Source organism: Stenotrophomonas sp. 3(2025), from assembly GCF_052665395.1.
The window spans coordinates 64323-78394 of record NZ_JBQOIF010000004.1; the positions used below are offsets into that span (position 1 = coordinate 64323).

The following is a 14072-nucleotide window of genomic DNA, read 5'->3' on the forward strand; positions in this document are numbered from 1 at the left end:
ACCATGGACAGCACCGCCGATATCGCTCTGGATGCCCGTATCGAACGGGTCTGCCGTCATCTGCAGGCCAGCGTCGACGAACCATCGCTGCAGGAACTGGCCGACATCGCCGGCTGCAGCCCGACCCGCCTGCACCGCCTGTTCAAGCAGGCCACCGGCGTGACGCCGAAGCAGTACGCCACTGCCCTGCGCGCCGACCGCCTGCGCGAAGGCCTGCAGCACCAGGACCGGATCACCGATGCCTTCCACGAGGCGGGATTCGGTTCCAGCGGGCGCTTCTACGAAAATGTGCCACGCCTGTTGGGGATGACACCCAAGCGCTGGCGCGCGGGTGGCAGCGGCGAGGTCATCCGGTTCGCGATTGCACAGAGCACGCTGGGCAGCGTACTGGTGGCAAGCAGCAGCACCGGCGTGGTCGCGATCCTGCTGGGCGATGATCCAGAAGCGTTGCTGCACTCCCTGCAACAGCGCTTTCGCCAGGCTGAACTGGTGGGTGCCGATCGGGGTTACGAGCATCTCATCGCTCAGGTCATCGGCCTGGTCGAAGAGCCCACGCGCGGCACCACGCTGCCGCTGGATATCCGTGGCACTGCCTTCCAGCAGCGGGTATGGCAGGCACTGCAGCGCATTCCGCACGGGCAGACCGCGTCCTACGCCGACATCGCAGCGCGCATCGGCGCGCCGCGTGCCAGTCGCGCGGTAGCCCGCGCCTGTGCCAGCAATCCTCTCGCAGTGGCGGTGCCCTGCCACCGCGTGGTGCGGCGCGACGGAGATCTGTCCGGCTATGCCTGGGGCGTGGAACGCAAGCGCGAACTGCTGCGGCGGGAAAAGATCACCCGTCGCTGACACGATCGCTCAATCCAGCTTCACCACCAGCTTGCCGAAGTTGCGCCCCTGCAGCAGGCCGAAGAAGGCCTCGGGTGCATTTTCAAGGCCCTGCACGACGTCCTCGCGATACTGGATGCGTCCATCGCGCAGCCACTGCGGCATGTCGCGCTCGAAATCCGGCCACAGATGCTTGAAGTCATGCACGATGAAGCCACGCACGGTCAGGCGCTGGCGCAGGATCTGGCTGAACAGCGCCGGCAGCCGATCCGGCCCGGACTGCGCGACGCCGCGGGCGTTGTAGGTGGCGATGGTGCCGCACACCGGAATGCGCGCGAAATCGTTGAGCAGCGGCAGCACGGCATCGAGCACATGCCCACCCACGTTCTCGAAGTACACGTCGATGCCATCCGGCACGGCAGCGCGCAGCTGTTCGGCAAAACCAGAGGCGCGATGGTCCAGCGCCACGTCCACGCCCAGTGTTTCCAGATACGCACGCTTGGCCTCACCGCCGGCGATGGCAACCACCCGCGCGCCCTGCAGCTTGGCCAACTGGGCCACGGTGGCGCCGACCGGTCCACTGGCAGCGGCCACCACCAGGGTCTCGCCGGGTTGCAGCTTGCCGATTTCGATCAGGCTGGAGTACGCGGTGAACCCCGGCATGCCGTACACGCCCAACGCTGTGCTCAGCGGCAGCCCGGCCGGATCCAGGTGCCGGCTGATCGCATCACCCGCCACCACGGCATGCGTCTGCCAGCCGCCGGGGGCCAGCACCAGCTCGCCCACCGCCAGGCCAGGCGCCTGCGACTGCAGCACCTCGGCCACGGTCTGGCCCTCCATCACCGCATCCACTGCCACCGGCGGTGCGTACGACGGGCCATCGTCCATGCGTCCGCGCATGTACGGGTCCAGCGACAGGTAGCGGTTGCGCAGCAGCACCTGGCCCGGGGCCAATGCCGGCAGCGGCACCTGTTCGAGGCGGAAATTGGCGGCGACCGGCGCACCTTGCGGGCGCGAGGCAAGCACGATGCGGGTGGTTGAATCGGACATGTCCAATGGCTCTGCTGCGGGCAGCGTCGGGAGGGAACCGCGACAGTACGCCGCGCCCTGCCCTCGTGAGTGCCATGAAAACAGCGTTCCATCGGTGCCTTCCCCGCTCCGCCGCTGCATCGCTTGCCCCGTCATCTTTGGCGCCAGCGACGGGCCGCTGTTTTCCGCGTCCGGCATTGCCGGTCAGGCCGGCTCAACGCAGGATCAATCACTTGCAGGTACTTCCGCTGGCCGCAGACACCAATGTGAAGGTTTTTTTCCAAAACGCTTGCCGAACCTGTCCTACGTCCGTAATATGCGCGTCCTCGGCAGCGACATCGCTGCAACGAAACAAGTGGCCGAGTAGCTCAGTTGGTAGAGCAGGGGATTGAAAATCCCCGTGTCGGCGGTTCGATTCCGTCCTCGGCCACCATGTTCGAAGACCTGCAGAAATGCAGGTCTTTTTTTGTCCGTGACTTTGCCTCCATGCACGACATGGATCGCGCCGCATCGATCCTGCACTGATGCGGCACGTGGGTTGACGAAACATTCACACCTCCACGTGCCGTGCACCCTACGCTCCAGAGTCCTGCCCGGAGCCGACCAATGCGCTTGCACCCTGCCCTGCTCGCCTGCCTGCTGCTTTTCGCCGCACCGGCACTCGCCGCCGAGCCCGTGCGCGCGGTCAGCGAACTGGACATCGATCGCTATGCCGGCCAGTGGCACGAGATCGCACATCTGCCGGTGTCGTTCCAGAAGCAATGCGTGGGCGAGATCACTGCCAACTACGGGCTGCGCCGCGATGGCCGGATCAGCGTCACCAACGCCTGCCGCAAGGCTGATGGCGAGCGGATTGTCGCCGAGGGTGTGGCGCGGCCCGTTGCAGGGCAGCCCGGCCAACTGCAGGTACGCTTCGTTCCCGACTGGCTGAGCTGGGTGCCCCTGGTCTGGGCCGACTACTGGGTGATCGCGCTGGACCCGGACTACCAGTGGGCAATGGTCGGTGAGCCCGGCCGCAGGTATCTGTGGATCCTCGCGCGCCTGCCGGAGATGGACCGCGCCCTGTTCGACCAGCTCAAGGCGAAGGCGCAAGCGATGGGTTACGACCTGGCGCCGCTGCGTCTGATGGCGCCCGTGCGCGACGCGCCCGCCGACTGAGGCGCCGCCCGACCGGCGCACGCAACGTCCGCAATCCGGCATCGCGCACGCCTGGCGTGCATCTTCACGCGCTACCCTCTGTGCCCGGTCGCCGCGGGCGACCCTTTCCACCATACGCCGTAGTATGCTTATCCCACGCACCGCCTTCAGAGGACCTGCGCCCATGTTCCACCGCTTCCGTACCGTCTTGATCGTCCTGTGCACCCTGGCCCTGGTCGCTTGCGGCGATGGCATCGTCAAGCGTGTTTCGGAACCGGCCGCGAGCCTGCAGCAGCTGACCGTGCAGGCCAATGGCGACTGGACTGTCGCCCTGCGCCTGCAGAACTACAGTTCGATGCCGATGAGTTTCGACGACGTCGCACTGGCCCTGACCATCGGCGACACCGAGGCCGGCCCGCTGTCGGCCAAGCCGGGCATCTCCATCGGCGGCGTCTCTGCCGATGTCATCAACGTCAACTTCAAGCCCAGCCCGGCCGCGCGCCTGGTGATCGCCGACGCACTGGCCAGCAACCGCACCCTCGCCTACAGCCTGAAGGGCACGGTGTCGGCCACGCCGCAGGAAAAGAAGCAGCGCACCTTCGATATCAACAGCCGCAGCACGCTCAACCAGGCCCCGGGCCTGCCCGGCGTGCTGCGCTGATCTCCGCTTTCCGCCGCGACGCATCGCGCCGCTCCCCCTGTTACTGATCAAATCGAGACGCACCGATGAGCAGCTACACCGCCCCGCTTTCCGACCTTCGTTTCGGCCTGCACGATGTGCTGAAGGTCGAGCCGCTGTTCGCCCGCCTGGGCTTCACCGACGCCACCGCCGATGTCGTCGATGCCGTGCTGGAAGAAGCCGGCCGCTTCAGCGCCAGCGTACTGGCCCCGCTCAACAGCGTGGGCGACGAGATCGGCTGCGTGCTCGACCAGGCCAGCGGCGAAGTGACCACGCCACCCGGCTTCAAGCAGGCCTACGACCAGTTCGTCGACGGCGGCTGGACCGGCCTGACCGCGTCGCCGGAACTGGGCGGCCAGGGCCTGCCGCACACGCTGGGCGTGCCGCTCAATGAAATGATCAACGCCGCCAACCTGGCCTGGGGCAACTTCCCGCTGCTGTCGCACGGCGCCATCGAAGCGCTGAAGCAACACGGCGAAGCCTGGCAGCACGAGGCCTTCCTGAAGCCGCTGATCGAGGGCCGCTGGACCGGCACCATGTGCCTGACCGAACCGCATTGCGGCACCGACCTGGGCCTGCTCAAGACCAAGGCCGAGCCGAACGCCGATGGCAGCTATTCGATCACCGGCACCAAGATCTTCATCACCGCCGGCGAGCACGACCTGACCGGCAACATCGTCCACCTGGTGCTGGCCAAGCTGCCCGATGCCCCCCCGGGCGCCAAGGGCATCTCGCTGTTCGTCACCCCGAAGTTCAAGGTCGACCGCGACGGCAACGTCGGTGAGCGCAACGCGCTGCGCTGTGGCTCGATCGAGCACAAGATGGGCATAAAGGGCTCGGTCACCTGCGTGATGAATTTCGATGGCGCCCAGGGCTACCTGGTCGGCCAGCCGCACAAGGGCCTGCAGGCGATGTTCACCATGATGAACACTGCTCGCCTGGGTGTCGGCCTGCAGGGCATCGGCCTGTCCGAGCGCGCCTACCAGAACGCGCTGAAGTACAGCCGTGAGCGCCTGCAGTCGCGTTCGCTCAGCGGCGCCAAATTCCCGGACAAGCCGGCTGACCCGATCCTGGTCCATCCGGACGTGCGCCGCATGCTGCTGACCATCAAGTCGCTGGTGGAAGGCAGCCGCCTGCTGGCCCTGCATGCGGCCACCCTGATCGACGTCGCCCACCATGCGGAAGATGCCGGCGAACGTGAGCGCGCTGACACCCTGGTGAGCTTCCTGACCCCGATCTCCAAGGCCTGCCAGACCGAATGGGGCATCGAGAACACCTACAACGCCCTGCAGTGCTTCGGCGGCCACGGCTACATCCGCGAGCACGGCATGGAACAGCTGGCCCGCGATGCCCGCATCACCACGCTGTATGAAGGCACCACCGGCATCCAGGCGCTGGACCTGATCGGCCGCAAGACCGCGTCCAGCCAGGGCGCTGGCCTGAAACTGATGCTGGCCGAGATCGAGGCGTTCGCCAAGGCGAATGAAGGCAACGAGAGCCTGGCCGAGTTCATCGGCCCGCTGCGCGCCAAGGCCGCCGAATGGGGCAAGCTGACGATGGACGTGCTGCAGCGTTCGGCCGCCAATCCGGACGAACTGGGCGCGGCCAGCTACGACTACCTGTTCTATTCGGGTTATGTGGTGCTGGCCTACTGGTGGGCCCGCAGCGTTGCCGCCGCCGATGCCAGCGCACACGGTGCGGCGTTTGCCCAAGGCAAGTGTGAAACGGCGCGCTTCTACTTCGCCCGCGTGCTGCCGCGCACCCTCAGCCACGCCGCCGCCATCCAGGCGGGCGCCGCACCGCTGATGGCAATGGACGACGAACGCTTCGGCGCCTGAGCCGGGCCGCGGTCGGCACCCACGGTGGTGCCGGCCGCTGGCCGGCAACCGCAACAGCTGGAGCAACAGCAACAGCTGGTTTCCTGCGGGATGGCGGGGCGGGTCCAATTGCGGGGGACGCTGCAACTACGTCCATGTAAGCTCGGTCGCCGCATCCATGTGGCTCACGCCCCCGCAACCGGCCCCCCCCCCCTTCGACAATTTCCCGGTAGATCCACGCCAAGCGTGGATGGAAACCACCGAAATCCCTCTGGAGAAAAGCCCCCCTTTGTTAAGGGGGGCGCGCCGACGGCGCGGGGGATAGGAAGAATGCGCGGACCTGAATGTTGACGATTTGTGTACCGCCCGCTGGGCGATACACAAATCGTCAACATTCAGGTATAAGCTGTTTTCCCGATGGAGACAGACACTACACGCTTGGGTCTGATCGAAGCCGGAGCTCCGTTTTCTGCTCCGGGCGCCGAAGCATCGCCCAACGCCACGACGCTGCATCGCCCCGGCACGGTCCGGTTGCTCTCACTGGATGGTCATGGCCGGGTCCTGGACTGGATCACCTGGCAGGACGCGGCCTGCCTCTACGCCCGCGATGCCGTCGCCTGGACCCTCGGCGATCCCTGCCTGCACATCCACGGTGGGACCAATCGTCGCAGTGGCATGCAGAGCGGAATGGACCTGCACCCGATCATCGCCGCGCGCGGCCATGCCCGCTCGCGTGCACTGGACCCGACACCGAACCTGACCAACCCGGCCCTGTTCGCCCGCGATGCCCATCTCTGTCTTTACTGTGGACAGCAGTTCGGACGCCCGACTCTGACCCGCGACCATGTCATGCCCCTGTCCAAAGGCGGCCTGGATACCTGGGAAAACGTAGTCACCGCCTGCTTCCACTGCAATTCGCGCAAGAGCGACCGCACCCCGCAACAGGCCGGCATGCCGCTGCTGGCGGTGCCGTACCGGCCGAGCTGGATCGAGCACCTGATCCTGTCCAACCGCAACATCCTGGCCGACCAGATGGCGTTCCTGAGGGCCCAGCTGCCCAAGCGTTCCAAGCTCTGCACCTGAACATCGGGGAATGCAACCCTCACCGTCCTGTCACGGGCGGCGGCGTTTGCTTGCCCCACCCCCGTTTGAGGGCGAAAATGGGCGTTCAGAACAAGTGCGAACATGATGATCGACTCTGCCCGCTATCCCCGCCTCGCGCGCATCCAGACACCGGATGACCTGCGCACGTTCGACGAATCCGAACTGACGGCGGTCGCCGATGAACTGCGTGCCTACCTGATCGAATCGGTCGGCAAAAGCGGCGGCCATTTCGCCGCCGGCCTGGGCGTGATCGAGCTCACCGTGGCCCTGCACTACCTGTACCAGACCCCGGTCGACCAGCTGGTCTGGGACGTCGGCCACCAGACCTATCCGCACAAGATCCTCACCGGTCGCCGCGACGAGATCCATACCGTCAAGCAGAAGGATGGCGTCGCGCCGTTCCCCAAGCGCGAGGAAAGCGAGTACGACACCTTCGGTGTCGGCCACTCCTCGACCTCGATCTCGGCGGCGCTGGGCATGGCCATCGCGCGCCAGACCGAAGGTGACGACCGCAAGGTCGTGGCCGTGATCGGCGATGGTGCGATGACCGCCGGCATGGCGTTCGAAGCGCTGATGCACGCCGGCGGCATGGAACCGGAACCGAACCTGCTGGTGATCCTCAACGACAACAACATGTCGATCTCCGAGGCAGTGGGCGGACTGACCAAGATGCTCGGCCGCGCCACCGGCAGCCGCACGCTCAATGCGCTGCGCGAAGGCGGCAAGAAGATCCTCGGCGACAAGAAGAACAATCCCGCGCGTTTCGTCAAGCGCTGGGAAGAACACTGGAAGGGCATGTTCGTGCCGTCCACGATGTTCGAGGAAATGGGCTTCCATTACACCGGCCCGATCGATGGCCATGACCTGCCGGCGCTGCTGTCCGCGCTGAAGACGCTGCGTGCCTCCAAGGGCCCGAAGCTGCTGCATGTGATGACCACCAAGGGCAAGGGTTACGAGCCGGCCGAAGGCGACCAGATCGGTTACCACGCGGTGGGCCCGTTCGATCCGGACAAGGGCCTGGTGGCCAAGACCGGCGCGAAGAAGCCCACCTATACCGATGTGTTTGGCGACTGGCTGTGTGACGCCGCCGCGGCCGAGCCGCGTCTGTACGGCATCACTCCGGCAATGCGCGAAGGCTCGGGCCTGGTGCGCTTCAGCAGGGAGTATCCGCAGCGCTACTTCGATGTGGCCATCGCAGAGCAGCACGCGGTGACCCTGGCCGCAGGCATGGCCACCCAGGGCGGCAAGCCGGTGGTGGCGATCTATTCCACCTTCCTGCAGCGCGCGTACGACCAGTTGGTGCATGACGTGGCCATCCAGGGCCTGGATGTGCTGTTTGCGATCGATCGCGCCGGCGTGGTCGGCCCGGATGGTGCAACCCACGCCGGCAACCTCGACCTCAGCTTCCTGCGCTGCGTGCCGAACATGGTGGTGATGGCACCCTCCAACGAAGCCGAGTGCCGGCAGATGCTCAGCACCGGCCTGCAGCACCCCGGCCCGGCTGCGGTGCGCTACCCGCGCGGCAGCGGTACCGGCGTGGATGCCGGCAGCGATCTGTCGACCCTGCCGATCGGCAAGGGCGAGCTGCGCCTGCAAGGCAACCGCGTCGCCCTGCTCGCGTTCGGCAGCACCGTTGCCGCCGCCGAACAGGTGGGTCGCGAACTGGGTTTGAGCGTGGTCAACATGCGTTTCATCAAGCCACTTGATCGCGAACTGGTGCTGGCGATGGCCAACCAGCACGACGCCCTGGTGACGATCGAAGACAACGTGGTGGCGGGCGGCGCAGGTTCGGCCGTGGCCGAACTGCTCAATGCCGAGGACGTGCTCCGTCCGATCCTGCACCTGGGCCTGCCCGATGCCTTCCAGCATCACGCCAGCCGCGAGGACCTGCTGGCCGAGGCCGGCATCGATGCGGCCGGCATCCGTGCGGCCCTGCTCAGGCGCTGGCCGCAGCTGGCCGCCGGCAACCCGCCGTTGAGCGCGGCGGGCTGAGAGCGTTGCAGGGGACTGGTGGGGCCAGGCCATGCGTGGCTCCCCAGGTTCCTCATCCACGCAAGGCGTGGATCTACCAGGTTGCTGGTGGCGCAAAAGCAGATCCACGCCATGCTTGGATGGCACGGACCGTGCCGACACGCGGCGTGCTCAGCCGTAGCTGATCGCCTCGACGAAAGCACCGCTGGACTCCACCCGCACCGAAGCGCGCTGGCCGGTATCGGTGAAATGCAGGCGGGCCAGGGTTTCGGCGAAATCGAAGGCACGGACGCCATCGCGGAACTCGATCGGCTCCGGCTTGTCCGGGTGCAGCACGCGCCATTGGCGCTGCTCACATTGCAGTCGGATCAACATGCGTTGCTCACTCCTTGAACAGCGTATCGACGACGAGAGAATGACCGCACCAGGCGCGACAGGGATGGCCAGTGCGAACCGGGACGCGCAAGGCGTCCCGGGAGTCGACAATACGAGGAAAGAAATGTGATCGCTATCAGATTTTTCTGATCTTGAGCCGATTGCGACAGCCGCTCAGTTCACCTGGAACTGGGCCCTGCAGCCATTGCTGACCCAGATGCCACGGCGGTCCCAGCCCCAGGTCTGGCCTTCGATGCAGGCACTGCGCGATTCCTGTCGTACCAGCCGCACGCCGCGACGAACCTGCGCGTCGCAGTACTGCTGGCGCCGGTCATTGGAATGGCAGGCAATCACCTGGCCGCCACCACCCCACTGGCTGCCGCCCCAGCCGTTGCCACCACCGCCACCCCAACCACCGCCGCCACCGCCCGGCCGCCGGTATTCACCGACGAATTCGGCACGGCAGCCCTGGGTAACCCAGACACCGTAACGGGACTGGCCCCAGGTCTCACCTTCCACGCAGGGGGAGCCGGACAACTGGCGGATCATGCGCGCACGCCCTTCCAGCCGGCACTCGTTGCTGCGGTTCTTGACCGATTCGCAGCGCACGATGCCATTGCCACCACGATCGTCGTAGCGATCGTCGTAGCCATAGTTCTGCGCCTGCACGCCGCCAGCGGCAGCCATCATCGGCAACACGGTGCACGCCACGGTGCGCCAAGTGAGTCCCTTGCCCATCCCTTGTCTCCAGGTGAATACGGTGGAGGCAAGCATCAGGGATTCCCGGCGTGGCGCACAGAGGGAGCCGCGACGGTGGTTTTTCCCCCATTCAACCAACCCAACCGCAACTGACTGCGGCTGCGGTGGCTCAGCGGCCGAAGTGCAGCGCGTCGACCGCGGTGCCCAGCGCTTCCACGCGGACGATGCTGTGCTGGCCGGTACGGCAATGATGTTCGCTGGCCCGCGAGACGGCGGCGTCGAAGGCGGCCGCACCGCTGCTGAAGTCTTCAGTCGCGCGTGTCTGCGGATCCAGGACGGACCAGCGCTGGGCGTTGCATTGGACAGTGATGACCATGGTGGGCTCCTGCGGTTCTGGGAAATCGGGGACCGGCACAAGGCCGATCTCCGATGCCCGACCAGCCTAGCCAGCGCCTCGGGGAAGACCTATCGGATTTATCCGAAAACTCCCCACCATCGCCTCAGAAAGCGCCCCCCATCACATCCCTGAGGCCATTTAGGAAACCCGTTCCGTGACCCTTGTCACGAAGTCAGCCGCGCTTCACACTATCGTCATCAACAGGGGCCCCTTCCACATGCGCACCTCGCTTCCACTGCAGCGTTCGACGCTGCTGAAGTTCTATTTCGCCGCCAGCTACGTGGTACTGATCGAGGAACTGATCCGCGCATCGCTGAGTTGAGGATCGGCCAGCCATGCTTGCCGCTGCTGACGGGACCGAACAGACTGTCGGTTTACGGCACGGAGCCGCGCCCATGAAAGTCCTGTTGCTGATCCCGCTGCTGGCCCTTGCTGCGTGTGCCAGCCCGGAAAAACCCGTCACCCATGACGCCGCCACACCCGTGGTCGGTGGCGACCGCGATGCGCACGGTTGCATCGGTTCGGCCGGCTATCAGTGGTGCGAACACAGCCAGCGCTGCGAGCGCCCGTGGGAACTGGCGCAGGCGCAGGGCCTGGCCAACACCGCCGAAGCCATCGATGCCTACTGCGCCACCCCGGCGTCGCCGGCACGCAGGTAACGGGCCCGCCAATGACCAACCTGACCCCGCTGCCCGCGCTGGCACCTGGCCGCTACCGCCACTTCAAAGGTGGCGAGTACGAGGTGATCGACATCGTCCGCAGCAGTGAGACGCTGCAGCCGATGGTTCTCTATCGCGCTTTGTATGGCGAGGGCGGCCTGTGGGTGCGCCCCTATTCGATGTTCATCGAGCAGGTGCCCGGCGAGCACGGCCCGCAGGCGCGTTTCGCCCGCATCAGCGACTGAGCGGTGCGGCTCACGCCGCGCGCACGGTATCGCCGGGCATGCTGAAGGCCCCCTGCGAGACGGAACCCGCATGCGCCACACCCTGTTGATCGCCCTGTCGCTGGCCAGTACCCCGGTGCTGGGCGCGGAACCTCCCAGCTTCGATCGTCCCGGCATCGGCTTCGGCACCGACACGGTGCCGCGTGGCGGCCTTGCCGTCGAACTGGGCCTGCCCAGCTATCAACGTGAGCGTGATCGCGACGGCCTGCGCACGACGACGCTGTCCAGCGACCTGCTGCTGCGCACCGGGCTGGCGCCGGGCTGGGAACTGCAACTGGCGTCCACGCCATGGCAGCGCCAGCGAGAACGTGGCCCCGGCATGCCGCGCACGCAGCAGCGCGGCGCCGGCGACAGCACCGTCGGAGTGAAATGGGCAGGTCCCGGCAGTACCGAGCGCACGGCCTGGGCGCTGCTGGCCAGCGGGGTGATCGCGCGTGGCGATGCAGCCTTCAGCGACGGCCGCCAGTACGCGCTGGCCGCCAGCGCCGAGCACAGCTTCAACGACCGCTGGAGCGGCGCGCTGTATGGCAGTCATCAGCGGGGCGCCGGCCAGCGCAGCACCACCTGGTCGCCCAGCCTTTCGTTGAGCGTGACCGAGCGGCTTGGCACCTATCTCCAAGCCGGTTTCACCCACGCCAACCAGCAACCCGACCAGGCTATCGCCGGCGCAGGCCTGACCTGGATGCTGCGACCGAACGTGCAGTTGGACGCCTCTTTCGATCTGGGCCTCAATCGCAACAGCCCCGACCTGCAGCTCGGCACCGGCATCGCGTTCTATCTGCAATGACCCTCGTGGCCTGATGGTGCAGTCCGGCGCATCCCCTCGCACCATAATCAAAGCGTCCCTTCGGTTTCGTTTCCGATGCCCTGCTGCAGGAGCAGAGCAACGACATCGGGCAACATGCTTGAGCAGGCGCTGCCGGTCCACTGGCGCACGTGGATACGGGGCACGCTCGCGTTGCCGATGGCTACCGGGTCACCGCCGATGGGCGGCCGCTGGATGAAAACGAGCGCCAGAATGCCCAGGCTGTGGCCCTCGAGGCAATTAAGCTGTGCGAACCGGCATGAGCAGGAGGATTCGATGAACCCATATGTCTACCTGGCCGGTGCGATCGTGCTGGAGGTGATCGCCACGTCCCTGCTCAAGGCATCGGAAGGCATGACCCGGCTCGGTCCCACGCTGGGCGCGCTTGCCGGTTACGGTGTGTGCTTCTACCTGCTGTCGCTGACGATGAAGTCGATCCCCACCGGCATCGCCTATGCGATCTGGTCCGGCGTCGGCATCGTGCTGATTTCGCTGATCGGACTGCTGGTGTTCAAGCAGCGCCTGGACGCTCCGGCGCTGATCGGCATCGGCCTGATCTGTGCCGGCGTGCTGGTCATCAACCTGTTCTCGCACAGCAGCACGCATTGAACGCGCTGCTGCACGAACACCCGGGCTAGGCGACCTTCTTGGCGACGGTCATGCCAAGCACGAAAAGTACGACAGCAATGATGATGCCGGCCCAGAACAGGAACTTGGCGATGCCCACGGCAGCGCCGGCGATGCCGCCGAAACCCAGCGCACCTGCGATCAGGCCGATGATGGCGAAAATGATGGCCCACTTGATCATGTCGATCCTCTCCCTGGCGGGAATACTGAAGGTGGGATCAGGTTAGGTACGCCGCGATGCCACACGCGTGAACAGGTCGCAGGCGCGGCGTGAAACGAACCCGCTCAGCGCGGCCGGAAGCGCAGCAGCGCCACTGCGAAAGCGAGGAACACGCTGCCGACCAGGCGTTCGAACCAGCGTTGCGCAAATGGCTTTGCCAGCCAACGGCGCAGCCCATGCCCGCCTGCGGCATACATCACGTACCAGAACAGTTCGCAGGTGGCGAAGGTCGCCACCAGCACCGTGTACTGCACGGCCTGGCCACGCGCGGGGTCGACGAACTGCGGCAGGAACGCGGCGGCGAACAGCAGCAGCTTGGGATTGCTCAACCCCACCAGCAGGCCACCACGGAACACTGCCCAGGCACCGTGCACCGGCGCCAGCGCTGCTGCATCGACGTCTGTCGCCACCGGCGCCTGCCGGTAGCTGTCCCGCCACGCCTTGATGCCCAGCCAGGCGAGGTAGGCCACACCCAGGTAGCGCAGCACATCGAACAGCATCGGCGATGATCGCAGCACCGCGCTCAGGCCGGCCGCGGACGCCGCAAGCACCAGCAGCATCGCCAGCAGGCAACCGGCCATGGCCGGCACGCTGCGACGGAAGCCCAGGCCGACGCTGCGCCCCAGGATGTGCAGCATGTTCGGGCCCGGCGTGCCACACAGCACGAAGACTGTCGCCAGGAACCACCACCAGGTATGCAGGGCCATCACTTCATCCACCGTAATAATCCCTGCAAGGATAGTGCGCAGCGGCTGTCACCACCATGTACAGTCCGGGGTCGATTCGACGGTTACAGCTGCTGCGGCTCAGCCGGTGGCAATGCGCGATGCGCGCAGCCCGGTCATCGCGATGCGCAGCACCCGCAGCGCCGAGCGCAGGAACACGACCAGCAGCGCGATGGCGACCAGCAGGTCCGGCCAACCGGCACCGAACAGCGCCACCAGTCCCGCCGCCAGCACCACCGAAACGCCCTCGAAGATATCGTTGCGTGCGCATTCCCAGGCCGATGCCAGGTTCACGTCATCATTGCGATACGGCGTCAGCAGCCACAGGCAGACACCGTTGGCAGCCAGGTTCAACAGCGCGGCCAGGCCCATGCTTTCGAACAGGGGGACCTGCGGATGCGCCAGCCGCCATCCGATCTGTGCCGCCACTGCCACGGCCGCAGCCAGGATCAGCACGCCCTTGAACAACGCAACCCGCGCCTTGGCCGCCACGCCGGCCCCCACCACCAGCAGGCTCAGCAGGTATGTGGCCGCATCGCCCAGGTTGTCCAGCGCAGCGGAGAGCAACGAGGACGAATGGCTGTACCAGGACGCGCCGACCATCATCAGGAAGGTCGCCAGGTTGATCAGCAGGACGATCCACAGCACGCGCCGGTGGCGCGCCTGCATGGCTGCCACATCCAGCGTCTTGCCGCAGCCACAGCATTCGCCCATCGCCC

General features: G+C 66.3%; 17 protein-coding genes and 1 tRNA gene. 11 read left to right on the forward strand and 7 right to left on the reverse strand.

The annotated features are described in order from the left end of the window. Positions 1–3 precede the first annotated feature (3 nt). A complete protein-coding gene (locus ACUXVE_RS04460; RefSeq protein ID WP_093820543.1) occupies positions 4–846 on the forward strand; it encodes a bifunctional transcriptional activator/DNA repair enzyme AdaA in 843 nt (280 codons plus the stop codon). A 9-nt stretch (positions 847–855) separates the two neighbouring features. Here ACUXVE_RS04460 and ACUXVE_RS04465 read toward each other — a convergent pair whose 3' ends face one another. Next, complete coding sequence (locus tag ACUXVE_RS04465; protein WP_445513905.1) at positions 856–1875, reverse strand: NADP-dependent oxidoreductase; 1020 nt, start codon at positions 1873–1875, stop codon at positions 856–858. Between the two features lie 336 nt (positions 1876–2211). On the opposite strand from ACUXVE_RS04465, the gene ACUXVE_RS04470 reads away from it, so the two are divergent. The 6 genes from ACUXVE_RS04470 (at position 2212) to dxs (ending at position 8583) form a co-directional block, all read left to right on the forward strand. Beyond that, positions 2212–2287 (forward strand) — tRNA-Phe (locus ACUXVE_RS04470). A 173-nt stretch (positions 2288–2460) separates the two neighbouring features. After that, positions 2461–3012, forward strand: a complete 552-nt coding sequence (locus ACUXVE_RS04475) for a lipocalin family protein (RefSeq protein WP_088101752.1) — start codon at positions 2461–2463, stop codon at positions 3010–3012. A 163-nt stretch (positions 3013–3175) separates the two neighbouring features. Next, positions 3176–3652 (forward strand): NDR1/HIN1-like protein, encoded by a 477-nt coding sequence (locus tag ACUXVE_RS04480; protein ID WP_025876342.1) that lies wholly within the window; start codon positions 3176–3178, stop codon positions 3650–3652. Positions 3653–3717: 65 nt separating this feature from the next. Further along, positions 3718–5508, forward strand: coding sequence for an acyl-CoA dehydrogenase C-terminal domain-containing protein (locus ACUXVE_RS04485; protein WP_445513906.1), 1791 nt, complete (start codon positions 3718–3720; stop codon positions 5506–5508). A gap of 396 nt (positions 5509–5904) precedes the next feature. Continuing rightward, positions 5905–6570 (forward strand): HNH endonuclease, encoded by a 666-nt coding sequence (locus tag ACUXVE_RS04490; RefSeq protein WP_025876340.1) that lies wholly within the window; start codon positions 5905–5907, stop codon positions 6568–6570. Positions 6571–6675: 105 nt separating this feature from the next. Beyond that, positions 6676–8583 carry a 1-deoxy-D-xylulose-5-phosphate synthase gene (gene dxs / locus ACUXVE_RS04495; protein ID WP_222391126.1) on the forward strand — a complete coding sequence of 636 codons (1908 nt, stop codon included), beginning with the start codon at positions 6676–6678 and terminating at the stop codon, positions 8581–8583. A 150-nt stretch (positions 8584–8733) separates the two neighbouring features. Here the strand turns inward: dxs and ACUXVE_RS04500 are convergent, their stop codons facing one another. From ACUXVE_RS04500 to ACUXVE_RS04510, 3 genes are all read right to left on the reverse strand, one after another. Then, entirely contained in the window at positions 8734–8937 is a 204-nt protein-coding gene (locus tag ACUXVE_RS04500; RefSeq protein WP_032978640.1) for a hypothetical protein, read from the reverse strand. Between the two features lie 174 nt (positions 8938–9111). Further along, positions 9112–9675 (reverse strand): DUF3011 domain-containing protein, encoded by a 564-nt coding sequence (locus ACUXVE_RS04505; RefSeq protein ID WP_222391124.1) that lies wholly within the window; start codon positions 9673–9675, stop codon positions 9112–9114. Between the two features lie 130 nt (positions 9676–9805). Further along, on the reverse strand, positions 9806–10012 hold the full coding sequence (locus tag ACUXVE_RS04510; protein ID WP_093820553.1) for a hypothetical protein: 207 nt from the start codon (positions 10010–10012) through the stop codon (positions 9806–9808). Between the two features lie 416 nt (positions 10013–10428). On the opposite strand from ACUXVE_RS04510, the gene ACUXVE_RS04515 reads away from it, so the two are divergent. From ACUXVE_RS04515 to ACUXVE_RS04530, 4 genes are all read left to right on the forward strand, one after another. Continuing rightward, positions 10429–10692 carry a hypothetical protein gene (locus ACUXVE_RS04515; protein WP_093820557.1) on the forward strand — a complete coding sequence of 88 codons (264 nt, stop codon included), beginning with the start codon at positions 10429–10431 and terminating at the stop codon, positions 10690–10692. An 11-nt stretch (positions 10693–10703) separates the two neighbouring features. After that, positions 10704–10937 (forward strand): DUF1653 domain-containing protein, encoded by a 234-nt coding sequence (locus ACUXVE_RS04520; RefSeq protein ID WP_222388696.1) that lies wholly within the window; start codon positions 10704–10706, stop codon positions 10935–10937. Positions 10938–11007: 70 nt separating this feature from the next. Further along, positions 11008–11763 (forward strand): transporter, encoded by a 756-nt coding sequence (locus ACUXVE_RS04525; RefSeq protein WP_222388695.1) that lies wholly within the window; start codon positions 11008–11010, stop codon positions 11761–11763. Positions 11764–12057: 294 nt separating this feature from the next. Beyond that, positions 12058–12390, forward strand: coding sequence for an SMR family transporter (locus ACUXVE_RS04530; protein ID WP_088101305.1), 333 nt, complete (start codon positions 12058–12060; stop codon positions 12388–12390). A gap of 25 nt (positions 12391–12415) precedes the next feature. Here the strand turns inward: ACUXVE_RS04530 and ACUXVE_RS04535 are convergent, their stop codons facing one another. The 3 genes from ACUXVE_RS04535 to ACUXVE_RS04545 form a co-directional block, all read right to left on the reverse strand. Then, complete coding sequence (locus ACUXVE_RS04535; protein WP_025876319.1) at positions 12416–12589, reverse strand: DUF1328 domain-containing protein; 174 nt, start codon at positions 12587–12589, stop codon at positions 12416–12418. Positions 12590–12693: 104 nt separating this feature from the next. Then, positions 12694–13335, reverse strand: coding sequence for a LysE family translocator (locus tag ACUXVE_RS04540; protein ID WP_032978625.1), 642 nt, complete (start codon positions 13333–13335; stop codon positions 12694–12696). A 99-nt stretch (positions 13336–13434) separates the two neighbouring features. Then, positions 13435–14067, reverse strand: a complete 633-nt coding sequence (locus tag ACUXVE_RS04545; protein WP_445513907.1) for a cation transporter — start codon at positions 14065–14067, stop codon at positions 13435–13437. Positions 14068–14072 lie beyond the last annotated feature (5 nt).